Genomic DNA, 23,726 nt, shown 5'->3' on the forward strand with positions numbered 1-23,726 from the left:
AGATCCAGAAGACGACGGCCACGCCCGTCAATGGAAAGGTTTAATCAATGCGTCGTGCATTCGATTACTCGTTAATCGGATACTTGACACACAGATCCCAAACAAACTTCGCGTAACTTTACGCGTTTCCGCATACTTGGCAACATCTTTTCCACAAAATCCTGGCGCGAACAGACCGACATGAAGCAACTTCAATCCGATCACAAGGCTTAAAAGTTACCACGAACGCCACTGACCAAGACGTTGAAACTCCTGCCAATTCCCCATCAGCAAAGAAGCAAAGAGGATCGCCATAAACCACTGTCCAATCATGAACCCCACGACCACCATTGCCGCGCCAACCACGATCGAAAGCCCGAGTGAGTGACGTATATTTCCACCCAACATGGCGATCACTTCACGCGCGATTCGACCACCATCCAAGGGCCATACAGGGATCAAATTAAAGAGCGCCCAGACCACGCTCGGCCAGACCAAACTATTGACCAATGTATAAAGCCCAACGTCCATAATCGGGTTCCCACCAGCGACGCCCGGGATGCTTTGCAGGAAGTCCGGAGCTTGATGAACTTCGTATCCTGCCGTTCGTGTTAAGAGGATGACGGCGGCTGCTAACAACAGCTGTGCGCCCGGTCCCGCGGCAGCAATTACTAGGTTTTCCTTAGCAGAAAGACGACTTACGGAATGGGTTGGCGAGTTCGCTGCCAACGGGATCGCTAATCCACCAAAGTGATAAAGCACGATTTGAGAGTGAATCCCGTACCGCCGAAATGCCAATGCATGGCCTAGTTCGTGGACCGTTATCGAGACCAAAACACAGGCCGACCAAATCAATAACAAGGGAAGCGTCGAAGGGGACCAGAGCCCATAAACGGACAAGAACAAGTAGTCGATGTAGTCGACAAAATTGTATCCAAAGACCGCTGTCATCAACCAAAACGTCCAGGCGATGCGTACCGGAAACTCCCCTATTCGAAAGACCAAATCGTAGGGGGAGCGATCGGGTTCACGAAGGATCATAAAGTCAACTCAAGAGGGTTTAAAAGGGTCGCTGCAACAACGGTTTTAAGTGCGTCACCGCATTGTAACGCGGCTTCTAAAATGGATCGGCAACACGATTGCTTAACCGACAAAAGATGCGACGCAAAGGCACAAAAAAAAATCGCACTTTTTTTTGCTTCACGTCTTAAAAACGACGTTTCGAACAGCCTTACCGCGTTTGGTTAGTAGCGCGCCGAAACGATTCGAACAAGTCGCGATAGATTGGAGGCGGTTGCAATCGATTGCCACTATCTTCAATACCGCGCAAACCATCACTCCGATCACGTCGTTTTAACACGCCACGATTCTCCTTCTGCAACCCGAGACTGCGCAACGCTTCTTCAAGTTCTTGTTGACTGGATGCATCGGGTTCTGCGGGTAACCGACGCGTCTGTTGCCAACGCTCTTGAAAGGCACGTAAGTCTTCTGCATCCCACTGCAATTTCTCTAACAACTCTTGATCGGGCTGGTCTCGGTTCTGTTCCAAATAATCCAAGACCATGTCGGTTGCCTGTTTCGTGTACTCCATGTCGATGGGATCGGCTTTGGGTGGCGGTGCCACCCCTTCAGGCTCCGTAGGGGACTGAGACGAAGGCGATCGGCCATCCCCGTTCGCAGCATCACTGCCGCTAGACGAAGAGGACGACTTCGTGTCACCACGCTCCGGTTCGGACGCCTTTGAAGGACTCTCAGAGCCGGTTTCAGCACCAGCTTGCCCTGCTTTTGCAGATGAATTGGCATTGGAGTCCGCAGGTTCACCCTTGCGGTCCGAATGGTTATTCGAATCGCCTGATTCGCCTTCTTGTTTACCTTCATCACTCCCTTGCTTACCAGTTTCGCTGCCTTGTTCGCCCGTTTCACTTCCTTGCTTACCCGATTCGCCACCTTGTTCACCCGCTTCACTTCCTTGCTTGCCTGATTCGCCACCTTGTTCACCCGCTTCACTTCCTTGCTTGCCTGATTCGCCACCTTGTTCGCCTGCTTCACTTCCTTGCTTGCCCGATTCGCCACCTTGTTCGCCTGCTTCACTTCCTTGCTTGCCCGATTCGCCACCTTGTTCGCCCATTTCACTTCCTTGCTTACCTGATTCGCCACCTTGTTCACCTGCTTCACTTCCTTGCTTGCCCGATTCGCCACCTTGTTCGCCCATTTCACTTCCTTGCTTGCCTGATTCGCCACCTTGTTCGCCTGCTTCACTTCCTTGCTTACCTGATTCGCCACCTTGTTCACCCGCTTCACTTCCTTGCTTACCTGATTCGCCACCTTGTTCGCCTGCTTCACTTCCTTGCTTACCTGATTCGCCACCTTGTTCACCCGCTTCACTTCCTTGCTTACCTGATTCGCCACCTTGTTCGCCTGCTTCACTTCCTTGCTTACCTGATTCGCCACCTTGTTCGCCTGCTTCACTTCCTTGCTTACCTGATTCGCCACCTTGTTCACCCGCTTCACTTCCTTGCTTGCCCGATTCACCACCTTGGTTGCCTTGGTTATTCATGCCGGAGTCTTGATCGCCAACTCCGTTGGCAGAATCACTCTTTCCATTTTCAGCCGCCTCTTTGCGCTGCTTCTCGATGTGCTCTTTGATTCGTTCAAACGCCTGTCCATCGTCCTGTGGTGGTTTCGCTCCGCTATCGCTGCTTCCGCCTGAGGATTCACCACTTCCACCTTGTTGTTTTCCCCCGTTGCTTGACGAATCGGCACTTTCGCCTTGCTGACCAGCCCCTCCTTTGGAGTCACCTGCCTCACCCTGTTCCATAGCGGATTCGCCACCGGGTTCACCGCCTGATTCCATGCCGGGCTCACCACCTGACTCGCTACCAGGCTCACCACCCGATTCCATACCAGACTCGCCGCCCGACTCGCCGCCTGACTCGCCGCCTGACTCGCCGCCTGACTCGCCGCCTGACTCGCCGCCTGACTCGCCGCCTGACTCGCCGCCTGACTCGCCGCCTGACTCGCCGCCTGACTCGCCGCCTGACTCGCCGCCTGACTCGCCGCCTGACTCGCCGCCTGACTCGCCGCCTGACTCGCCGCCTGACTCGCCGCCTGACTCGCCGCCTGACTCGCCGCCTGACTCGCCGCCTGACTCGCCGCCTGACTCGCCGCCTGACTCGCCGCCTGACTCGCCGCCTGACTCGCCACCTGACTCGCCGCCTGACTCGCCGCCTGACTCGCCGCCTGACTCGCCGCCTGACTCGCCACCTGACTCGCTGCCTGACTCGCCACCAGACTCGCCACCTTCTTCTTGAGGTTCAACAGCCGGTTTGTCATCGGGCGCGGAGAGACCATCGCCAGACTCTGCATTTGCTTGTTCGTTGGCTGGTGAGATAATTCGCAGCACAATTTCATCGCTGCGAGTCTGGTTCGGATTCGGCTTTCCCTCTTGGTTCTGTCGATTGTCTGATGCGATCGCGACGATACGGACTTCATGGCCCGGACGCAGCTTCCAATCGGAAGGTCGAAAACGCATCAACCCAACTCGCTGAGTCGGATCGCCCTGAGAACTTTGCCACAGGATGGGTTCTGCTAAACGATGGATTCCGCGGTCAATCTGCAATCGCAATTGAAGTAAACCAAAATCAGGATCGAGGGCTCGGACTTCAATCAACTGCTGAGCGTTAACGGGCAATTCCTTCGGCGACTGTTGAGGCAGCACGATAGAAACTTCCGGAGCCAAGTCGGGGTAAACTCGCACAGGGTAGACAACCGGCTGGGGGTTCTCGGTGCCCGTTTCATCCTGCACGAGCAAGCGATAACCGTCCAAGTCGACCATCCCACGTTTAGGATCCCCCATCCGCAGCCGAAAGGTGACTTGAATTTTTCGCCCATCATCTTCGATGACCAACGGCACCGTTCCCGCGGTAGCAGCAACCTTGCCATGAACATCCCGAGGATTGAATTCCAACTGACCTGAAACGACAGGGCGATTCGTCCGCGCGGTGATGGTAACTTCAGTCCCCTCCAGACCATCGATGGCCGCACTACCTCGGCTGCGCGCTGCCTGTTTCGTATAGGCAGGCGGTTGATAATGAACCGATTCGATGTTGACGACAGGAACATCATGCACGGTCACTAAATAGCCCCTGCTGGAGGCGTCGCCCGCGACCACTTTGTATTCGGTTTCACTCACCAAGCCGTAGGGTTTCCCCAGCACGGCAGAAAACCGGCTGGAATCGTCAGGATCGCGTTGCATCGGCTCGTGACGCGGCGCAAGATCGTCACTGCCCTTCCACACAACCGTTGGCTCGGTTGTGCTACCAAGCTTCGATATGGTTGCCGTAACGCTTAGGGTCTGCCCGGCCAAGACTTCCGTGTCACCTGGAGCTACCGATTCGATACGAACACGCGTCGGGGCATCGATTGATGCCATTGGCATTAGCAGTCGACCGGCCGACTGAAAAGTATTCTTCGGCGAAAGAACCGAATAGGCAGCCAGAACGGCAAGCGTCCCCGCCACCGCAATCCAAAGCCGAAAATCGGTATTCGCTTCGGCGGGCAAAACGTCTCCGTGTCCCTGCAAGCGACCTGCCGCCCGAGCTCCGATCGAACGAACCACGATACCGCGCAACCCTGGCTGAACACGATCATCACGAAGGGTCACATAACTGGTCAACGCATGTTTTAGTTCAGGCAGATCGCGTTCGATCGCATAAGCCGCATAGGTGTGATCCACTTGGCTTGAAAACAACGGGCGAACCCGAGTCCAAATCCACCAAGCTGCCGCGGCAAGCGCCACGCCGGCGAACACCAGACGGCCAACGATCCCTGGAGACCAAATCCATTGATCCATAATCGACCAAGCCAACAGCAGCCCCAAAGCCGACAAGACAAGGACCAACAGCCCTCGAATCAATTCGCTCCACCAAAGCCCACGCCGCACCTCTTCGATTCGTGCCTGAATCAAATCATCGCTGAGGCGTTTCTTCGTATTTGGGGAGGAAGCCGAAAGAGTGGCCATAATCGTAAAAAACCTTTGGATATCTACCGTGTAATCGGCCGTCAGGGACCTTTATCAGTATAGGCCCAGCATCCGCAAGCTCCTAAACGGAACCGAAAAATATCACTCAGAGGAGGGATGTAACGGTAATAGGCCCGAAAACCAGCCCAACCGTATTCGAAGTGATTGCCAACGGCTGGGCAGGCGTCCTTGGGAATGTTGCCGGCCCTCGGGGCCTTTGGGCAGCAAGAGCCTTAACAGAGGGGGGGCACCCAATTCCATCTACATTTGCATCTGCGGGCGGGTTTTCTTGCCGGTCAGCGCAAGCCGACCGGCAAATTCATTATATTCTCTACGCGATTGCCGGACGGCTCGCGCCGTTCCGCTAAGAAAGTAGCTGGCATTGGGCTTACCCCGGCGGAAACATGCAGCGGCCATTTTGCTCGTCCGCATGCTCATAAAAAACGGGCGTCTCTGGCTGCGGCTACTTTGATTCCGTCTTCTCTGCAGGAGGCGTTTCTTCGAACGGCATACTGATTAGCAATCCTGCCAAGCGGTCTTCATTGGAGGTGCGGCGTTGGACGTGACACTTCAAACACTGTGATGCCAAGCGAATCGGTCCGGCAAAACGATAACGCCCCGCTTCAGCCTCTGCGAAGTGCGGCTTCCCACTGGCGAGAACCTTCGCGGCTTGACGCTCAAACGCATCACTTGGCAGATGATCGGTATTCAACGCATCGGTATTGACAGACATCCAGCGAATCTCGATCTGGAAACTCTCTTCCATTTCCGAAAAGACATCCTCCAGAGAGTGCGAAGGAATCGCGAGCGATTCGTCTTCGTCAAATAGGTCGCGATGCATTACCTGCAACGATCCACTGATCAATTCGTGCAGAATACGCGATCGCTGTTCCACCTCAGAAAGATTCGGTGCTGGCAGGACCGCTGCGACGGTCGCTGCTGACGGCGTTTCCGTTTTGGTCGGTGGCTCTGCGACGGCCTGATTGACGAGCGCTGATGCGACTATCAGAAACAGGCCGATCGAACGAAAAGAGGTATTCATGTAAGGCGGGAGAGTTGCATGGAGGTAGGGTAGAGTGGGGGACTTATTAGTATACCCCCCGCAGTAATCCCTTTCATGCGAAAAAAGTCGCCTGAAGAAACCGTGTGCTTGGCTACACGGTTTTCGACGCCATAGGAATCGACATCCGCTGATTTGCCCACGATCGATTACGCGCTGACTGCGTATACCGAATTCGATTGTCGGACTCGATCACTTGCCACATTCTCGGGAACCGACGTTGCCACCGATCCGGTCACAGCCTTCACTTGACCTTGTGAACGCGTTTCCAGGGACGGAATGTCGCGGCACTGGCTCACGACAAGTTGCCGGCGCAACTGCCGCAATGTCTCGTGCGCTTCCTCCAATACCAAACTGGTCAGATGGGCTCCGTCGACGGCGGACAATTCCACACCGCCAGCCAACCCATCCAGTGCAGCGAGTTGGGATTCTAGTCGTCGAATCAGACGACTGGCCTGCTGTTGCGATTGCCCGGACTCTCCTGGGAGCGTCCTCAGGTCGTTGTGATGCAGCTCTGATCGCAAAATACGAATCGCCAACGGAGCCTGAATCCCAATCTGAACATTTGAGGGCGAACAGCGGAGCACTCTCACCAGCACATCGACATCTGGCAATTCAAATGCTTCTTGGGTCTTTCGAGTCAGCACTAACATCACGCAACTCCTAGAAAAGCAGAATCAGTAACGAACCAACCAGCTGTCACTATACCGCCCTGCAGAACCATATACAACCGTCCACAATATACATACGAACCCAAAACCAACGACCAGCCATTGCTCGCGGAAACGGCGTGAGAGAAGATAGGGAACCGCTCACCGACGCCCCACCGAAAAAGGAACGTAACGATCAATTTCGACTCTCCCGCGACTCCACTGAAAAACGCTTTTGGCCCACGATTCCTCGAGGATGGAACGGTTCAATTTCGCGTCTGGGCTCCCGCCTGCGATTCACTGCACCTGCGTCTTTCTCAAAATGGCACGCTGCTAAGGCTGCCGATGGAACGACAAGCGGACGGTTTCTTTGAATCGAAGGCTGCTGCCCAATCGGGAGAGCTGTACTCTTTCGAGCTTCCCAATGGTCAACACCGCCCCGACCCAGCCAGTCGTTTCCAACCCGAAGGTGTTCACGGTCCTTCGCAGCTTGTCGATGACCGGCAGTACCAGTGGGAGTGCCAGTCGTTTGCAGGAACCGCGACAGCCAACTTGGTCATTTATGAACTGCATATCGGAACGTTCACGAAAGCGGGCACGTACGAGGGAGCGATCGGACGGCTTGATGAATTGGTTGCCTTAGGAATCAACGCAATCGAATTGATGCCTTTGGCGCAGGCCGCCGGCCGGCGCAACTGGGGATATGACGGAGTCAACCTGTTCGCACCGAACCATCACTACGGAACGGCAGATCAACTACGTCAGCTGGTCGACGCTGCCCATCAGCGCGGCTTAAGCGTGATTCATGATGTGATCTACAACCATTTTGGTGCGGAAGGAAATTACCTGCACGAATTTGGCGGTTACATTTCAAAGCATCATAAAACCCCTTGGGGAGACGCCCCCAACTTCGATGAAGCGCCATGCAGACCGGCCCGCGACTGGATCCTTGCGAATGCGATCTACTGGCTTGAATCTTTTCAGATGGACGGGCTGCGACTGGATGCATTGCACTGCATGGGGGACACTTCCTCGCCACATATCGTTACGGAAATCGGGCAAACTTTTGCCGACCTTCGTTCTACGGCGACTCGTCCCTACCACTTAATTGCCGAAAGCAATATTTACGACGAAGAGTTAATCAAAGAGGTTTCGAAATCTGGCGATACGGGTCATGGCTTTGACGCGATCTGGTGCGACGATTTTCTTCACAGCGTTTCAGCCATTGTTCGCCCGGGCGAGCACATGTCCTGCCGACAATACGACCCGAAGGACGATTTACACACCCTCTTGCAGCGCGGTTATCTGTTTGCAGGCAGCCTGCATGCGGAGCCTCAACGCGTACCACCTGAGGCAGACCCGCAAAGCGTTGCACTCGAAAAACTGGTGGTATCGATTCAGAACCATGACTTCATCGGCAATCACCCAGCGGGCCTGCGTTTCCATCAACACAGTTCTCTAGAACTACACCGCGCCGCAGCCGCCCTGATGCTGACGTATCCCGCGATCCCAATGCTATTCATGGGAGAAGAATTTGCCACCGATAGCCCATTCTATTTCTTTTCCGACTTCAACGATGGCCATTTGCGCACCGCGGTCGAAGAAGGGCGTCGCCGCGAATACCCTCAGCATGATTGGAGCAACAGTCCCAGTCCGCTTTCGGTCGCGGCCGTCAATAAATCCCGGATTGGACCGGCCAGCGAGGGGGATCTGCAAACACGTCTTTGGTATCGCCAACTGATCCAGCTCCGACAGTCCTGGCAAACGCAGAACCTGCTAACGTCCGCGAACCTGAAAGCGAACTGGTCCGCCGAAGACTCGTTGGCCAAAATGACCTACCAACTAGGCGAACAAGAAGCGGTCGTCATGGTTCGGCTTCATCCTGCCGACGCAAATATCAAAGACCTAACCGTTGCCTTCGATGGAGAAGTCCTACTGAAGCAGAATGGCTCGGCCGTCTCCGGTCATGCAGGGCAATGGAACCTTGAACCTGCGGGAGTCCTGATCGGCATCCAAGCGGCTCGATAGCTGTGTACCGCTGCAGCTCCGCATCTCTTCCTCAAATTTGCTCTCCGTTTTTCATCTAGCTATGGACAATCGCATGCTCCCGAAACGAATGCTTGGCAACACAGGCATGGAAGTCACTCAACTTGGTTACGGCACGATGGGTCTACGCGGCCCGAAGACCTGGGGAGTCCGTGTTGTCGACGAAGCCGATGCGGAAGTCTTTCTGAACCTGGTCCTCGATTCAGGCATTAACTTCATCGACACGGCTCCCGATTACGGGATTGCCGAAGAGAGGATCGGACGTTATCTGTCCGACCGGCGTAGCGAATTTTACCTCGCCACCAAGTGCGGATGCGTCTTCACTCAGCATGGCGACCACCTTGAAATCGATCATGAGTGGGACACCGATGTGATCCGCCGCAACATTGACACCAGTTTGGCCCGGCTGCAAACCGACTACATCGACCTCCTCCAATTTCACGGCGGCGACGCTCAAACGCTGCAAAGCACCGGGCTGATTCGCTTGCTGGAAGAATACCGCGACCAAGGGGTGATCCGGCACTTAGGAATCTCTAGCAAACTTCCCAATCTGGAAGGCTTGATCGATCTGAAGGTCTTTGAAACGTTTCAGATACCTTATTCCTGCTTAACTCCTGAACATGGTCCCGCGATCGCAAGAGCCGCAGCGACCGGAGCAGGGATCATCATCCGTGGAGGAATTGCCCACGGTGGCCCCGACGCCGAAATCAAACGAGAGCCGCTGAATGATTTATGGACCGCCGCCAATCTGGACGCTTTGAAACCCGACGAGATGACTCGAGCAGAACTAGTCTTGCGATACACCTTGTCAAATCCTCACTGCGACACGACCATCGTCGGCACCTGCAACAAGGATCACTTGAAAGCGAACCTTGCCGCTGCCAAGGCTGGCCCATTGCCTGACACCTTGGTTCAGGCAATCAGCCAACAGGTTGCCAGCGTATTATCGACGTAGGTTCAACAGTTCGTCTAACAACTGCTGGCTAGTCGTAATGACTCGACTGTTTCCACGGTACTGCGTACTCGCCAGCACCAGCCCGACCAAGTCTTTCCCGATGTCGGTATTACTTAGTTCCAGGGCACCGCCAACAACCGTCCCGATACCGTTCTCACCGGGGGCTCCTTCGACGGGCAACCCGGTGTTGATTCCTTGGGCGTAAAGGTTTGCTCCACGCACTTCCAAACCAACGGGGTTTGCGAATCGAGCCAAGCGAATCTGTCCTAGGTCACGTGTGATCCCGTTGCTAAAGACGCCTCGCAGACCACCATCTTCACCGACCACAAAATTGTTCAAAACTCCGGGGGCACTACCATCCTGACGTGTCGCCGCCAAGCTTGCATCTTGCGATGCCAATCCCGAAACGGCACTGAAATCGAGGTCGAACTGCAGCGGTGACACACTGGGAACGCCTTGCCGGTTAACGTTCACTCGACTGTTTGTCGAAGACACAAAGTTACCGTTCCCATCGAAAGTAACCAATCCCGTTCCGACGGTAATCGCGTTACTGTCATTCACCTGGTTGCTGGCACTATCGGCATACCATCGATAGGTCGTTTGTTCATCGCTTCGGCTTTCCAACGCTGCGGTAACGCGGACGTTGATCGGAACGCCTAGCGAATCGTAGACGATAAAATCACTTGCCGCACTTTGCCCTTCCGCTTCTTGCACGGTCCCGAAAGCCATATTGGGAACCGTGACATTCCCCAATTCGTCGGTCAACCGAAATGCGGTCAGATCGATTTCCAACGCATTCAATTCACCAGTGTTACTGACAAACCGAATGGCTCCATCTTTAATCAAGCCTCCGGGGACCAGTTCACCCGATTCACCGGTAATGTTATTCTCCGATGTTGGGATTGGATTTTGAGCATCGATTTGCGAAGTCTGAACACCGGAGGCGGCCTCCACAAAGTCGATTAATTCTTGGACCGTGGTATTCTCGGTGATCGTCAGTTCTTTCGCCCCAAGCGCCCGGCCTCCCTTACGTCCTTCGTAAGAAAGCGTTCCAGCTTTGAAGATAGCCTCATACGTGGCTCCGTCGCGACGGAGCACATTGGTAAGCAACGTATTGCTGTCGATGGTCGGTCCATCACGATCCAACGTCTTGTTACCGGAAACGGTCAGATCCGTAATTTCTGCATCGGTTTTACTGTCGGTGTAGGTCTCACCGGGCGAAACCGTATCGACGAGGAAGAAATTATTCTGGTCCCCCGCAAGGTTGCGGTAAATCCGAATCGAATCGTACTCTGGAAAGCCACCCGATTCTGGAGGAACGGGAGGATCCGGAAAATCGGTCAACGTGATCCGGCCATTCGCTACGTTCCGAGGCCCAAGGATCGGACTTGGTCGGCTCTCGGGTTCACCTGCTTTGTAGTAGGTAACCATATAGGAATAGTTACCGGTCAGATTTTCGGTATCGGCTGGACGTGCCAGGTCGATCGCAGCGCTCCCATCATCGATAAAGTCTCCTCCGGACGCGGCCGATCCCAGGAAGAACAAATCGCTACCATTCGTGTCCGTTCGATAAACGTTCACGGTGGGATAGTCGCGGCCGTCGGCATCAACGGGCAGGCCATTCAAGCGAATGCTATTTCCGGCGCCAACGGTTGCGGCAATCGATCCACTCAGTACCGATTCATTTCCCGTGCTGTCGACCAGCGCCACGCGGTACTCATACGTTCCTGCAGGGACGGTTCCCGCGGCCGTCGTATCGACCGACACGCCCGAAGAAGAAGGCAAAGGAGCCGTACTGAGTGCCACGCTGGTCCCATCGGGACGAGGAACCATACCGTCCCCCAGAACCTGACTTTCAATCACCTGGCTGACCGTGGCAACGTCTCCTTCCGGAGTCAACGTACCTTCCAACGTGACGTTCTCGGTCGCTTTGGCAACACTTTCCGTTCCCAGGGGGACCTCCAGCGGAACCAACCCAGACTGCTGAATTCGGAACAGATCATCGACGCCATAGCCCAACAATCGCTGGCCGGTTGAATTCACTAATTCACCGTCCGCGTTCAGTTTGAAGATACCGTTGCGCGTGTACAGTCGTTCGCCCGAAGCGGCTTCGACCATAAAGAACCCATCCCCTTGGATTGCCAAGTCGGACGGACTGCTGCTGATTTCGATCGTCCCTTGAGCAAAGTTCTGGGCGATCTCGGCGACCTGAACGCCAAGCCCAACTTGACGCGGATTCGTTCCCCCGTTGTCGACCGTCGGTGCGGCCCCCAGGGATAGCGTTTGCAAGAATTGCGTAGCGTAGTTAACGCGAGACTCTTTGAAGCCGACGGTCTGAGAGTTGGCAAGGTTATTGCCAATGACGTCGATCTGAGTTTCCGCCGCACTTAATCCAGTAAGTGCAGTCGTTAATGCTGATGCGAGTCCCATATTTTCCTCAGTGACAGTTCCATCGAACGTCACCGGGGGGGGAGACGTAACGATTAGGCGGAGTTTATCTGGCGGATATTTTTAATATCTATCGTCTTTCCACCTACGTGAACTTTGACATTCCGGGAGTCATCTTCACCAGTTTCGATAGTTACTTTGTCGACAACCCCGCTAACTTCCGTCGAATCGTCTGCCAAAGCGTCTACTTGTTGCCCAATCAGCCCACTTGCCGTAATCAACTCTTGGTTTTGGGCAAAGCCAGCAAGCGTGTTGGTCAATTGATCGGTCGCTCCGATTTCTCGAATCTGTCCGATCTGCTGAAGCATTTCACTATTTTCCATCGGGTCCATCGGGTCCTGGTTCTGCATTTCTGTAATCAACAGCTGCAGAAACTGGTCCATATTGACATCGCTGAAGCCATCATTCTGATTGCTACTCGATAGATTCTCAGCACTCTGGACCGACGATCCGGAAGTATTGATTGCTGACATGCTGGCTTCTCAGAGCAAACGAATGGAAATCATCGGTTCGAAACAACCGATCGATGGAAGGTGGATAGTAACCAATGCTAAGAATCGGCGGCTATGGCAATTTCCCGGACGTCCGACCTCCTAGCCAACCAAATCGACGGACTTGAATTTCGCCGCGTCGATGACGCTGCGAACGGCTTTGGGCGGCGGTGGCCCATCGACGGCCGGTTGACCGCTGGACAGGTTACGAGATTGTGATGCAGCCGATTTGCCCGACGCCTGCCGCTGTTCAGAAGAGGACTGTTGTTCGGCGAAATCGCGATTCTGCGCAGCCGTTTGCTCACCGTCTAAACGAACATCAAACCGTTCGACTTGGATCCCCTGATCGGCAAGCCGCTGTTTCAGTTCAGGCAAATGCTCGTTGATCAGACTTCGGGCCAGCTCCGTTTCCGCAACAACCTGAGCGTTCATTCGCGACCCTTGCATACTCAATTGCAATTGCACGCCGCCCAATTCCTGCGGATGCAGTCGGATTCGAATCTGACCTCCGTCGACTCCAAGACGCTGAAACGCTTTGGAAACTCGCTGCACTAGCAAGGCTCGATCAGCGACACGAGGACCGTCGGCCTGTTTTGCTCCCGCGGTCCCTTTTGTTGCCGTATTCAATCGGTCCGAGGTCGCATTCGTGTTCTGGATCGCTTCCGTTTCGGCCCCGCTGGATTTCACAAGCGATGTCTTGCCCGAGGCGTCCTTCCTCCCGTTTGTGGTCGCTTGCAAAGCGGCCCCTGCGGCAGCAACCTGGGCACTGGCAATCGGCGTCGCCGCGACGACTGGAGGAGGAGCTTGCACTTCTAGATCCCCAGCGGCATCGACTGGTATTGCTCCGTTTAGAAGCCCTGACGGGATTGGCTTGCCGCTCGATTGGGCTGCAGCTGAAACTTCGTCAGGAGAGCCACTCGGTTGCGGACTCCCTTCAATCGCGCGAGCATCCGCTGGCGTTTTCTCCAGCCCTCGCTTCCCTTTCTCTCTACCTCCTTGTCGACGTCGATCCGACCCGCCATCCGGATCCACTTCGACCTTTCCAGCAAATCCTGCGGGCGATTCGCCATCGGTGCTCTCTGCCGAGGGGGCGACTTTTCCGGATTCGTCTGTAACTTCGCTGTCGGCCGTCGCGGCTAGTTCGGCCGTTTGATCCCCAGTGATCGGACCTTCGATACTCGCTTTAGAATCCGTCTCTTTTCCAAGCGTCGCCGACACGAGAGTTTCCTCTCCTGGAACCTCGGCGGACGATTCCGACGCCCGTTCAGGCGAAGCTTCCCCTTCGGGCACAAGCAACATTTCGGCGTCCACGGCCGCTTCTTTAGTGGTGGGATCCTCCGAATCGTTCGATTCGTCAGTCAATTCCTCGGCAGCGCCAACGTCTGCGTCCTCTTCAGGCTCTTGTTCCGCTTCCTGGTCGTTTGCTGTATTTGCCGCAGCGGCAATCCCGACAACGGGAGTCTCGTTTTGCGACGCGGAATCGGCGGATGGACGGACCGCAACCGAATCTTGCTCTTCGTCGTCAACATCCGATGCCTCCTCAGACGCTTCAACGGAATCGGAAGAAGGCGCAAGCGAGGAACTGGCGGAGTTCGCTGTAACCGATGTCGCACTAGCGACCACCTGGAACAATTCCGCAAACCCATCTCCAACCGATGACTGCCCGCTTCCAGAAGAGATCGCCTGCAACGACCTTGTGGAGAATGCCGACGGACCGCGCAGGCTTAACGCTTGCTGGTGGTCTAGAGAATTGGAGGTGTTCATAGTTACTTCCGATGCGACAGATCGCACCGGAGCAAAACTATTTACCCGACCGATCGATCAACGACTTTGCTGGCTCACCGTCCCCAATCATCCGAAGAATATCTGCTAGCATTTCTTCTTCAGGCTGAGAAACAAACTCCGCTAAGATATCGGATCGTTTATCGATGGGCGTAGCTTGAATAATACTTACAACATCTTCAATCCGATTATCTTCAATCATCCTCACCAATTGAATTTTCGCCTGCTCGGTATCAAGCGCTTGCAACGTTTCCGTTAGTTCTTGCATACCGTCATCCATGACGCCTTTGCGAACTTCGTCTAATTTCGCAAAAAATTCTTCGCGTCGTTCATCGAACAGTTTTTGATCTCTTTTCAATTCTGCGAACTTATCTTCAAGTTCCTTGCTGTAGCGTTTTTGAGAATCAAGGCGAAGATCCATATCCAGCCCCTCACGCGTCCGCGCCATCAGGATTTGATCGTAGGTCGGTCTTTCGGTCGATTCAGACTGTTCGACGATCATTCGCAATCGATCTCCCGTGATATCGATTCCGTTTAGGAGTGCCACAATTTGGGTGATACTGCCTGCATTGAGAGTTCCACGTCCGGCGCAAACTCCCAGCACGATTCCCTGGGTTACGATCGTCGCGATACAAATTCCAGCGAACAGGCGAATGACTAATCCCATGCTCGGGCCCCCTTATCTTCAGGTTCAGTATCGGCTCCGGAGCGTCCTCGAACCCTGCCCAATTTTTGCTGACTTGCGGCCGCTCGGGCGAATCGCAACTGAGCAATCTCATCCAATTCTGTTTGTTCGGCAGCCAATTGTGCCGCAGTCCACTGTTGATACTGTTGCTCGCGCAATCGCTCTAATCGTTTGACTTCGACATCGGCAACTTGCAACGTCTCCTGGCGGCGGTCGATCTCGGTTTGGACGATCCGAATATTGGTATCCAGCCCTTGAATTTCGGCGGCTAATTGCAAATCAAATCGTCCTTCATGCAACAGCGTATCGACGGACAACTGCGTCGAAGCGAGCCTTCGCTGTGCCTGCAACCGGCTTTCTTCACGTTGTTGCTGCAGGGCGTCGCGTTGCTGTTCCAAAATCGACTGGGCCTGAATGGCGTCGGCCACATGACCGCGAACGGCATCCCGTTCGTTTTCACGCAAGCGAAGTAAAGCCTCAAAGCGAAACGCAAATCGAGCCATGCTTAGGATCCTCCATTGGAGGATAAAAGTTGCAGATCGCAACGATTCAGGCATACCAGGTCACGGACGAACGCTCGCTTCCCTTGCTTCCACATCCCAAGAATGTGGTTGCTTGAAATTTGAAAGAGGGGAGCAGGGGCGGCGAAGACGCGAGAGCCTTTCAGTGGCAAATCCGGCATCGATTCCATTACGGCGTGCCCCCATTGGGCTGAGGCGTTTCAGCCCCTTGTTGCAACGCAGCGTTAACGCCTTTGAGTGCGTTGGCCAGCCGAACCATTTCCAGATGAGTCTGCGTCAGGCGATCCGTTTGCCCACTTTTTGCCTCTAAGGTTGCTTGGCAAATCAATTGTTTTAGCGGTTCGCGGATCGCGATCGCCTGATCCAAATGCGGATTCGATCCCGCTTTGTAGGCACCGATATTGATCAGGTCTTCGTTCCGTTTGTACTCGGCCATACTGCGCCGCAGAATCTCGGCCGCTTCACGGACCTCGGGCGAAACGACTCGGGTTTGCAAGCGGCTAAGGCTGGCCAGGATATCGATTGCCGGCCAATGGGACTGCGAAGCCAATTCACGTGACAGCACGACATGTCCGTCCAACAATCCTCGCAGCGTATCAGCGATCGGTTCGTTGGTGTCGTCCCCTTCGACCAGCACGCTATAAAACGCGGTGATCGATCCTTGCTCGGTGGTCCCGGCTCGCTCCACCAGTCGTGGCAACATTGCAAACACACTGGGCGGATAGCCACGAGTGGTCGGCGGTTCTCCGGCAGCCAACCCAATCTCACGCTGGGCGAGTGCAAACCGAGTGACCGAATCGATCAGCAATAAAACGTTTTGCCCCGCATCCCGTAACGACTCAGCGACGGCGGTTGCCGTCCAGGCCGCTTGGACGCGGAGGGCGGCTGGCTGATCGCTGGTCGCCGCGACCATGATCGTCCGTTTCATCCCGTCGGGGCCGAGACTATGTTCGATAAATTCACGGACTTCACGTCCTCGTTCGCCGACCATTCCCACCACAATCGTATCGGCGGCGGTTCCCTGAACCAACATGCTGAGGAGGGTACTTTTGCCGACTCCCGATCCTGCGAAAATCCCGATACGTTGCCCTAGACCACACGTCAAAAAAGCATCGATCGCACGAACTCCGGTTTCCAGCGGTTTACTAATCGCGGGGCGTTTCAAAGAATCGGGGCAGTCACGTTCTAGTTCGGCAGGCTGCAGTCCCGCTGGCAGTGGGCGACCATCGATCGGTTCTCCCAACGCGTTGATCACACGGCCTCGGAGTTCTGGGCCGACATGGATTCGAGCTCGCGTCGCCAACAATTCGACTTCGTCCCCGGCAGCCACTCCATCGGGAAAAGCAAGCGGTGCCAAGATCGGGCGGACTCCTTGGAATCCGATCAGCCGCGCCAGACAGGTTTGATTCCCAGCCATGCGAATTCGACAAACCGCACCGACAGGGGCCGTCATCCCTTCAATTTCAATATTCCCCCCCGAAACCGCAGCAACGCGGCCTCGGATTTGAATCAACGTGCTTTCGCAAACGGCGTCGCACAACGTCTGAGCTGACGGCAATGTGGGGAAGGTCAGATTCAAGACTCTTCTCCCTTCTCGGTGGTCGGCAACAACTGACGCGCCAAGCTTTCCAATTGACTGGATAACTGCGAATCGATACTGCCCCCCAGCTGACGCACCACCACTCCAAAAGGCTCTAGCGATTCATCCGGTTCCAATCGCGTGTCGTCGGGGACGCCGGCAGAACGCAACAGCGCTTCCAACGGCTCTCCTAATTTCACCAACGTTTCAGGATGGACAGCGACGACCAACGACCTGGCCGAACGCGCATGTCTGAGTGCCTGTTCGGTCCACCGGACAACCACCTCGGGCTCCGATTCCAAACGTGTCAGAATGACTTTCTCAGCGACCTGGATCGCGGTCTGCGTCATCGTCGACGCGTATTGCTCAAGCCACTCCGACGTCTGCTGCGTCAACTGTTGTGAGGTTTTTTCAAGGACTTGTAACCGCCGCTGGACTTCCCCGGCGACTCGTTTGGCGATTTCATCCTCGATCGTTTTTTTTCCTTCAGCGATCCCTTTTGCACGTCCTTCGACGGCCGCCTTTTCGGCGATTTCAGTCGCTTTGGTTTCCGCCTGAGCGATGACCCGTGCGGCTTCTTGTTGAGCTTGAACAATCAACTGGCGACTATTACTGGCGAAATCATCCAGGTTAAAACCGGCCAAACCGCTCGGGCCAACTTGTGATGTCTGCGATTTCGATTTCAGGACCGATGCCACTTAACAATTCCCGCAGAGAGCAAATTCTAGAAGTTGAAGGGGTCGTATGATTCTTGTTCGTTTTGGAACGTCCCGTTTGAGGGACGAGCCGTTTGTTTGGAGCCACTTTAAGCAGCGGCGGCAAGTGGACGATCGACGGGCTGCCGCGGGTTCCGGACCTGCGGTGACTGCATGGCAATGCCCAACTGCTCGCCCAAATGAGTTTTCGCAGTATCGATTTCTTTCAGCGTGACCGAACCAAAACTCTTCAGTTGTTGCCGAATCAACCGAGCTTGTTTGCGAGGCAAAGTTCCCAGCACCTGATCTGCAACTCGTCCTGGTAGCCCACAAACGGCCAGCAGCGCTTCCTGCCCGTCCAATCGAGAAAGCGCGTCCCGCAGTTCGACGGGGGCTTTTCTTTGCAGTTGCGAATCAAGCCAAGCCATATCGATCGGCAACGACTCTTCAGGTTCCGCCACGGTTTCCGCAGCCACTCGCAAAGGACGTGGTTCCGGGGATAGCGACGCGCCCGCGTGGAAGTCGTCGACGACGCCTAAATCGGGGCTGGCGACAGGGCGATTTTCCCATCCCACCACAGCCGCCAAGCCTTGCCGAACGTCGCCGGGCACCTGGTCCAAGATTGCCGAGAGGCAACGGGAACCGGTCGCATCACCAGCGTAGGGGCTGGCATTTGCAACCAATTGTTTCAGATGCTCACCGATCGAATCCAACGCGTCAGGAGGAAATTGGTCCAATTTTGCCAATCGATGCATCGCCGCGTTTCGTGTCGTTTCGGACATCCGCGGCAACAGACGCGCGGCTTGTTTGGGTTGTAGCGAAGCAAGCACGATCGCGATGGTTTGGGGATGTTCCTCTTCAATCGCACGAAGCAGGACCGGATCGGGAACCGTTTCCAGAAACGAAAGGGGAGTCTCCGCAGGAGATTCAGACGGTGTTCCCGATGGCCTTCCACCGGTAGGCGGATAAGTTCCCGCAGACGAGGGTCCCGTCGGTGCCGACGAAGCGGGGCTAGCCGCAGTTGATTGCAGCGACTGAACGCCCTGCAAAAATTCCCGCATCGCATGACTGCGTTCCATCGGATCGACATCGGTCAAATCGACCATAGCCCGTCTTAGTCGCGCACGATTTAGCGGCGGCATGCCCAAGAGCAAGCGACGGGTAATTGAATCATCCAAGGTCGTCAGCAAGATTGCAGCGCGGCGTAGCGCGGCCGGCGAATCAATCGTTGTCAGGGACATCGTAGGACTCCATTCCGTCTGTCGCAAAGAGAAGTCATCCTGACTTTTCTTTTTTAAAAAATAACTGGAGAAATCGGTTTTAGCGTCCGAGAGCAAATGGAGCCAGAGTAATTTCAGAGCAAGAGAGCCGATTGCGATACGAAAGGATTGCTTTCGCGGGGGCCGCGACATTTATTAGTGACGTACTGCCGGCCTGTTCTCGCCCCGGCGAGCGTAGCGACGTGACTGCCGTAGCTACCTTCGCCAGACGGTGGTTCCTGCGGCATGAGCATCACGGCCGCACTCGTTGCGCCGACGCTCCAAACCCACCGTCTGCAGACAGAGTTCCGTTTCCGGGCTTGCCACGGCGGACTTACAACTGGCAGCTACCGTATTGGGCGATCAAAAGGCTGGCGGAGAAGGATGAAATAGCAAAAAGGCATGGGGGTAGCTGCCAGTTGTTGCCCCAGACCGGGACAAGCCCGGCGGAAGCAAACTAGCCAACTCCCAAAAGCGCAACTTCAAAGCTTACGCAGCGGGTTGGGATTTTCGGATGCCTTGCCGTCGACCAACCTGTTCGGAAACATTCAAGAATTGATTTTACGTCCCTAGCGAAAGGCGACAGACGGAGAGAGCTGGATGTCGCACAAAAAAGGATGGCGATGCCCACTTTCACTAAGCGGCGTCACCGATCCAGGCTCGCAGCACGTTGGCCGCGACGTCGGGATTGCTTTCGATCAACTCGGTTAGTTCATCCTGCAGACTCTGCCCGGTGATTTTCATTCCGGGCGTGGAAGCCGGATCATCGGAACTTCCGCTTGGGGAATCTGCAGAGTCGGCTGAGATTTCCAAACCGAACCCTTCTTCAAACGATGCGGGTGCCGGTGGTGAGATACTGCGAGCCACCCCACGAGCGATCAGCAGCGCGACCAAAGCCAATCCCAATAAGGCAATCGTTTGCCATGATTCGGCCAACCAACCAAATGCCTTGTCGGCCGTTGTCGGACCGGCTATCGAAGCGACGGGCAAATCCGAGTAATCCCACACCTGAACCAGTTTCATGCGATCATCCCCTGGATCGACCGACTTCAACAGCACACTGACAGCCCCCTGAATCGTATTCTGAGTCTCTTCACGAATTTTCGCCAATCTGTCGGCAGGAGGTGGCGGGATCTCGGTAACATCCGCGTCCGGATTCTCTTTCAGATAATCGATCCGGTAAACCGATTCATAATAGGTTTTGGGCAATCCGATGCTGACTTGGACACGTCGCTCCTGCAGCGGCGCCACTTCCGACTGCTCGTACGTCTGCCCCGCGATCCCACGACTGGCTCTTGTTTCATCACTGGTTTTGATCGTTGTCGGGGTATCATTAATCGTCATCCGCTGGTTTTCAGCCAACGCATTGGGTTCGACACCCGGCACCCCTCCTCGCGCCCCTTTGGTGGTTTCCGATTCTTGTTTCCGCGAATGTTCGTCAAGCGGTTGGCGGTTGTCGTACGTCACCTTGGTTGTTTGGCTTCGAATCGTCGGATCGACGTCGGCGGTCACCAACAAGCGAAAATCGCCATACGGAAGAAGCAGATTACGAATCCGATTTTCATAATCGGATTCGATGCGTCGTTTGGCTGCCAGCAACTCACTCTCTTCGTCCCCCCAACCTCCAGACAACATCGCATTGGTATCGGTGACGGTGACATGCTCATCCTTTAATCCGGCAAAAGACGCGCGAACCAATTCACGAATTTGATTGATGCGCATCTTGCCGAGCGGACTTGTTCCTGCGGGGGTAACCGTCACGCTAGCGGTTTGACTATGCTGACTTCGAAAACCGCCCTTGTCCGCATCGTACTGGACCTCTGCCCATTCGACATCGGGAAAGCGTTCGATTTGAGCTCCGATTTGTTTCAGCTTTGCGTATTCAGTGCGGTAGCGAAATTGGTCGTTCAGTTCCAACGGGCTTGATTGTTCCAACGCTTTTTGCACGGCCGATTCAAAGCGTGAGGGAACGTTTCCCGCTTCGACCAGGGCGGCCAGGAATTCATGCTCGTTGGCCGCTGGCACCAGCAACCGCTTGCCCTCGCGCACCGACCCGTTCAAACGGGCTGCGCTAAAGGCCAACTCCATCTCCGCCAGTTCCGTGTCATTAAACAACGCACCGCCAAACAGCGGAGTCATTTTATTCTCGGAAGTCCCTTGCACAAGAAACGCAAGCGCAATCGCGATCGCAACGATCAACATCAATCCAATCCCGCGAGACGCCATCGGCATCGCAAGAAAAGCATTTTTGAATTGTTCGGCGGCGTCTTTGAAAAAATTCATCGTCTGCTACGAAAACGAATAAGGACTAGATTTGAATCTGCTGGACTTCCCGGTAGGCATCCATCAACTTGTTCCGCATCTGCAACATCAAGCGAAATGCCATGTCTGCTTTCTGGACCGATGTGAGGACTTCGGCTTGATTGACGTCTTCTCCTGTCAACATCCGATGCACTAACTGGTCCGCACTCTGCTGTGCCGTATTCACTTCCTGCACTTTTCCTGCAACCAGATCGAGGAACGGATTCCCCACCGGGTTGGTCGCTCCCGCTGCAAACCCTGGCGCTGCCGGAGGCGGCGGTGGTAGCGGCGGGGTATGAGAGGAAAAGCGAAGCGGTTGCATTTACTAAGCGATAATCGAAAGGGATTCGCGGCTAAGGTCTTTTGTAATTTCCATCACCCCAACGTTTGCTTCGTACGACCGAGTCGCCTCCAACGCGTCAACCATTTGCCCGGTCAGGTTGATATTTGGGTAGGCAACGTAGCCTTTCCACTTGCCCTCTTTGATCGCCAACGGATGTTTCGGGTCGTGCTTGTACAGCGGTTCGGACTCATCGGTTTGGATTTCCGATACTTTGACGCCGGATGCACCACTGCTGGTGGTCAATTCGTCATCGGTTTGAAAGACGACGCGACGAGCCCGATACGGGTTCGGCTTGCCCGTTTCATCCGTCAACGAAGACATATTTGCGATATTCCCCGAAACGGTATCGAGTCGTGTCCGCTGAGCAACCAGCGCCGAAGTGCTGATATCAAGAGATCGAATCATGATCCTACCTGTAAGCGAGGAACGTCAAAATGATGGACTACTATGCGCGTTCGGTGATCGCCGCTCGCAACACGTTGAACTGACTTCGCATCAAAGCGATTGCCAGATTGTGCGTGTGTTGGTTCTTAGCAATTTGAGTGACTTGAGTTTCCAGGCCAACGTCGCTGCCGTCATGAAAGACGACTTGCTCCATTGCTTTGCGGGGCCCATCGGCAAATTCAGGCTGGACTTCTCCGACCTGGGAGGGCGGTGCAAAGGCGAGGGCACTTGCGGACATCGGAGGCGAGGTTCTAGGCGTATTCGCTTCGTGGATCGATTCCGCCAACGCTTCTTGAAATGCGTCGACTTTTAGATCGCGTGATCGATACCCCGGAGTATCCGCGTTGGCCATATTCCCAGCCAAGACTTGATGGCGTCGCTGGGCAAAAATCGCCGTTTGCTCAAGCGCAGGGATCGAGGTCGATTGAAACAGATTCAGCATTAGGCTGCCTCCGTTTGGACCGCTCCAAGAGGAAATCGAACGGTAACGGCCGCACCACCTTGTGGGCAGTTTTGACGCACGATTTCACCGTGCAAACGAGCGACTGCCAGTGGGAACGAAGCGGAGCGTTCCTCGATCGAGCATCCCGAATCGGCGATTTCTAATTCCAGTAAGCCGCCACCTTGCCAGGCCACAATCGATAGTTCCCCATTGTCCATCTCGTTTAAAGACTGACCGATTAGGATCTCTAACAACTGCAACATGTCATCGGGATTTCCAGGCGAAGCGATGGTCGCTGGAATATTCATTTCCAGGACCACTTGCCCAGAATGCTGACTCAACACATTTTCGGCAGCTTTGGCGGCCAAACGACTCAGCGTGGTCGTTGTGGCTGTTGATTGCGAGGCCATCCGCGATTCCTTCAACAAGGGTTGGTTTTTCATTCAACCCTGTGATTACTAAGAATCACCGCCTCAAGACAAGAGAAATTTCCAGAATTATTAAAGTCGATGGATTCAAGTTCGAATCGATGGTGGAAATTCGGCTCAATCGCTGGAAGAAAGATCCAGGCGGCTAGGCCCGCGATTTTCATCCGCTTGGCGATAAGCCGACGCGGCATGCTGGGAACCGGTACTTTGCCGCATCCGCTCGGCCAACGAATCACGACTAACCATCAGCGTCGCCTCCGCTTCTTGCTCCATTTCCATCATGGCAGCCAGCAAGCGTTCGCCTTCATCAAAGTACTCCTGGCACTGCTGCCGGAGGTCTTCACTTGCCCAGCGGCGCGAGGCGGCCGGTTGGCTAGCAAAAGGTCTTAGTTCTTCTTGAAGTGCCGCAAACTTTTCCAAGTGTTTCTGTTTTTTGGCCAAATGAGGTAACAACTGAGAGACCTGTTCCTTGCGAACGAACCCCATCTGCTCCTCCGACAGCTCGTACAACTCTTGCAGCACAAGCATTCGCTGAGTTACCAGGTCGAGCAACTTTTCTGTTTCATGCGACATTTCTAAGACTCCCTTGTCTTGTCAA

20 protein-coding genes are annotated in these 23,726 nt (G+C 54.8%); 2 read left to right on the top strand and 18 right to left on the bottom strand.

What is annotated here, in order from left to right; genetic code table 11:
• Positions 1–216: 216 nt before the first annotated feature.
• The 4 genes from FF011L_RS19820 to FF011L_RS19835 form a co-directional block, all read right to left on the bottom strand.
• A complete protein-coding gene (locus FF011L_RS19820; RefSeq protein ID WP_145353587.1) occupies positions 217–1,020 on the bottom strand; it encodes a site-2 protease family protein in 804 nt (267 codons plus the stop codon).
• A gap of 190 nt (positions 1,021–1,210) precedes the next feature.
• A complete protein-coding gene (locus tag FF011L_RS19825) occupies positions 1,211–4,999 on the bottom strand; it encodes a putative sodium/potassium/calcium exchanger (protein WP_145353589.1) in 3,789 nt (1,262 codons plus the stop codon).
• Positions 5,000–5,462: 463 nt separating this feature from the next.
• Positions 5,463–6,041 (bottom strand): c-type heme family protein, encoded by a 579-nt coding sequence (locus FF011L_RS19830; RefSeq protein ID WP_145353591.1) that lies wholly within the window; start codon positions 6,039–6,041, stop codon positions 5,463–5,465.
• A gap of 167 nt (positions 6,042–6,208) precedes the next feature.
• A complete protein-coding gene (locus FF011L_RS19835) occupies positions 6,209–6,712 on the bottom strand; it encodes a carbon storage regulator (RefSeq protein ID WP_145353593.1) in 504 nt (167 codons plus the stop codon).
• A gap of 219 nt (positions 6,713–6,931) precedes the next feature.
• Here FF011L_RS19835 and treZ point away from each other — a divergent pair, with 219 nt between their 5' ends.
• Both treZ and FF011L_RS19845 read left to right on the top strand, forming a co-directional pair.
• Positions 6,932–8,737 carry a malto-oligosyltrehalose trehalohydrolase gene (gene treZ / locus FF011L_RS19840; RefSeq protein WP_261342576.1) on the top strand — a complete coding sequence of 602 codons (1,806 nt, stop codon included), beginning with the start codon at positions 6,932–6,934 and terminating at the stop codon, positions 8,735–8,737.
• Between the two features lie 73 nt (positions 8,738–8,810).
• Positions 8,811–9,710, top strand: coding sequence for an aldo/keto reductase (locus FF011L_RS19845; RefSeq protein WP_145353597.1), 900 nt, complete (start codon positions 8,811–8,813; stop codon positions 9,708–9,710).
• Here FF011L_RS19845 and FF011L_RS19850 read toward each other — a convergent pair.
• From FF011L_RS19850 to FF011L_RS19915, 14 genes are all read right to left on the bottom strand, one after another.
• Positions 9,699–12,140: a flagellar hook-basal body complex protein gene (locus FF011L_RS19850; protein WP_145353599.1), complete on the bottom strand. Its 2,442-nt coding sequence runs from the start codon at positions 12,138–12,140 to the stop codon at positions 9,699–9,701. The genes FF011L_RS19845 and FF011L_RS19850 overlap by 12 nt on opposite strands.
• 53 nt (positions 12,141–12,193) lie before the next feature.
• Positions 12,194–12,631: a flagellar hook assembly protein FlgD gene (locus FF011L_RS19855; RefSeq protein ID WP_145353602.1), complete on the bottom strand. Its 438-nt coding sequence runs from the start codon at positions 12,629–12,631 to the stop codon at positions 12,194–12,196.
• A 120-nt stretch (positions 12,632–12,751) separates the two neighbouring features.
• Positions 12,752–14,413 (bottom strand): flagellar hook-length control protein FliK, encoded by a 1,662-nt coding sequence (locus FF011L_RS19860; protein WP_145353603.1) that lies wholly within the window; start codon positions 14,411–14,413, stop codon positions 12,752–12,754.
• Between the two features lie 37 nt (positions 14,414–14,450).
• Complete coding sequence (locus tag FF011L_RS19865; RefSeq protein ID WP_145353605.1) at positions 14,451–15,098, bottom strand: hypothetical protein; 648 nt, start codon at positions 15,096–15,098, stop codon at positions 14,451–14,453.
• A complete protein-coding gene (gene fliJ, locus FF011L_RS19870) occupies positions 15,089–15,619 on the bottom strand; it encodes a flagellar export protein FliJ (protein WP_218932756.1) in 531 nt (176 codons plus the stop codon). The genes FF011L_RS19865 and fliJ overlap by 10 nt, the downstream gene beginning before the upstream one ends.
• A 187-nt stretch (positions 15,620–15,806) precedes the next feature.
• Positions 15,807–17,216 carry a FliI/YscN family ATPase gene (locus FF011L_RS19875; RefSeq protein ID WP_218932757.1) on the bottom strand — a complete coding sequence of 470 codons (1,410 nt, stop codon included), beginning with the start codon at positions 17,214–17,216 and terminating at the stop codon, positions 15,807–15,809.
• A complete protein-coding gene (locus tag FF011L_RS19880) occupies positions 17,213–17,914 on the bottom strand; it encodes a FliH/SctL family protein (protein ID WP_145353609.1) in 702 nt (233 codons plus the stop codon). The genes FF011L_RS19875 and FF011L_RS19880 overlap by 4 nt, the downstream gene beginning before the upstream one ends.
• A gap of 107 nt (positions 17,915–18,021) precedes the next feature.
• Positions 18,022–19,152, bottom strand: a complete 1,131-nt coding sequence (locus FF011L_RS19885; RefSeq protein WP_218932758.1) for a hypothetical protein — start codon at positions 19,150–19,152, stop codon at positions 18,022–18,024.
• Between the two features lie 654 nt (positions 19,153–19,806).
• Positions 19,807–21,453 (bottom strand): beta-cystathionase, encoded by a 1,647-nt coding sequence (locus FF011L_RS19890; RefSeq protein WP_145353613.1) that lies wholly within the window; start codon positions 21,451–21,453, stop codon positions 19,807–19,809.
• Positions 21,454–21,478: 25 nt separating this feature from the next.
• Positions 21,479–21,793, bottom strand: coding sequence for a flagellar hook-basal body complex protein FliE (fliE, locus tag FF011L_RS19895; RefSeq protein WP_145353615.1), 315 nt, complete (start codon positions 21,791–21,793; stop codon positions 21,479–21,481).
• A gap of 3 nt (positions 21,794–21,796) precedes the next feature.
• Entirely contained in the window at positions 21,797–22,219 is a 423-nt protein-coding gene (gene flgC / locus FF011L_RS19900) for a flagellar basal body rod protein FlgC (protein WP_145353617.1), read from the bottom strand.
• Positions 22,220–22,259: 40 nt separating this feature from the next.
• A complete protein-coding gene (locus FF011L_RS19905; RefSeq protein WP_145353619.1) occupies positions 22,260–22,700 on the bottom strand; it encodes a flagellar basal body rod protein FlgB in 441 nt (146 codons plus the stop codon).
• Complete coding sequence (locus tag FF011L_RS19910) at positions 22,700–23,143, bottom strand: sensor histidine kinase family protein (protein ID WP_145353621.1); 444 nt, start codon at positions 23,141–23,143, stop codon at positions 22,700–22,702. Before FF011L_RS19910 ends, FF011L_RS19905 begins: the two co-directional genes overlap by 1 nt.
• A gap of 102 nt (positions 23,144–23,245) precedes the next feature.
• Positions 23,246–23,701 carry a hypothetical protein gene (locus FF011L_RS19915; protein WP_145353623.1) on the bottom strand — a complete coding sequence of 152 codons (456 nt, stop codon included), beginning with the start codon at positions 23,699–23,701 and terminating at the stop codon, positions 23,246–23,248.
• Positions 23,702–23,726 lie beyond the last annotated feature (25 nt).

Source organism: Roseimaritima multifibrata (assembly GCF_007741495.1).
GTDB classification, from domain to species: Bacteria; Planctomycetota; Planctomycetia; order Pirellulales; family Pirellulaceae; genus Roseimaritima; species Roseimaritima multifibrata.

Bases quoted from the DNA above. Each gene is read 5' to 3' on its own strand.
- FF011L_RS19820 (WP_145353587.1), bottom strand. From the start codon at position 1,020: ATGATCCTTCGTGAACCCGATCGCTCCCCCTACGATTTGGTCTTTCGA.
- FF011L_RS19825 (WP_145353589.1), bottom strand. From the start codon at position 4,999: ATGGCCACTCTTTCGGCTTCCTCCCCAAATACGAAGAAACGCCTCAGC.
- FF011L_RS19830 (WP_145353591.1), bottom strand. From the start codon at position 6,041: ATGAATACCTCTTTTCGTTCGATCGGCCTGTTTCTGATAGTCGCATCA.
- FF011L_RS19835 (WP_145353593.1), bottom strand. From the start codon at position 6,712: ATGTTAGTGCTGACTCGAAAGACCCAAGAAGCATTTGAATTGCCAGAT.
- FF011L_RS19845 (WP_145353597.1), top strand. From the start codon at position 8,811: ATGCTCCCGAAACGAATGCTTGGCAACACAGGCATGGAAGTCACTCAA.
- FF011L_RS19850 (WP_145353599.1), bottom strand. From the start codon at position 12,140: ATGGGACTCGCATCAGCATTAACGACTGCACTTACTGGATTAAGTGCG.
- FF011L_RS19855 (WP_145353602.1), bottom strand. From the start codon at position 12,631: ATGTCAGCAATCAATACTTCCGGATCGTCGGTCCAGAGTGCTGAGAAT.
- FF011L_RS19860 (WP_145353603.1), bottom strand. From the start codon at position 14,413: ATGAACACCTCCAATTCTCTAGACCACCAGCAAGCGTTAAGCCTGCGC.
- FF011L_RS19865 (WP_145353605.1), bottom strand. From the start codon at position 15,098: ATGGGATTAGTCATTCGCCTGTTCGCTGGAATTTGTATCGCGACGATC.
- fliJ (WP_218932756.1), bottom strand. From the start codon at position 15,619: ATGGCTCGATTTGCGTTTCGCTTTGAGGCTTTACTTCGCTTGCGTGAA.
- FF011L_RS19885 (WP_218932758.1), bottom strand. From the start codon at position 19,152: ATGTCCCTGACAACGATTGATTCGCCGGCCGCGCTACGCCGCGCTGCA.
- FF011L_RS19890 (WP_145353613.1), bottom strand. From the start codon at position 21,453: ATGAATTTTTTCAAAGACGCCGCCGAACAATTCAAAAATGCTTTTCTT.
- fliE (WP_145353615.1), bottom strand. From the start codon at position 21,793: ATGCAACCGCTTCGCTTTTCCTCTCATACCCCGCCGCTACCACCGCCG.
- flgC (WP_145353617.1), bottom strand. From the start codon at position 22,219: ATGATTCGATCTCTTGATATCAGCACTTCGGCGCTGGTTGCTCAGCGG.
- FF011L_RS19905 (WP_145353619.1), bottom strand. From the start codon at position 22,700: ATGCTGAATCTGTTTCAATCGACCTCGATCCCTGCGCTTGAGCAAACG.
- FF011L_RS19910 (WP_145353621.1), bottom strand. From the start codon at position 23,143: ATGAAAAACCAACCCTTGTTGAAGGAATCGCGGATGGCCTCGCAATCA.
- FF011L_RS19915 (WP_145353623.1), bottom strand. From the start codon at position 23,701: ATGTCGCATGAAACAGAAAAGTTGCTCGACCTGGTAACTCAGCGAATG.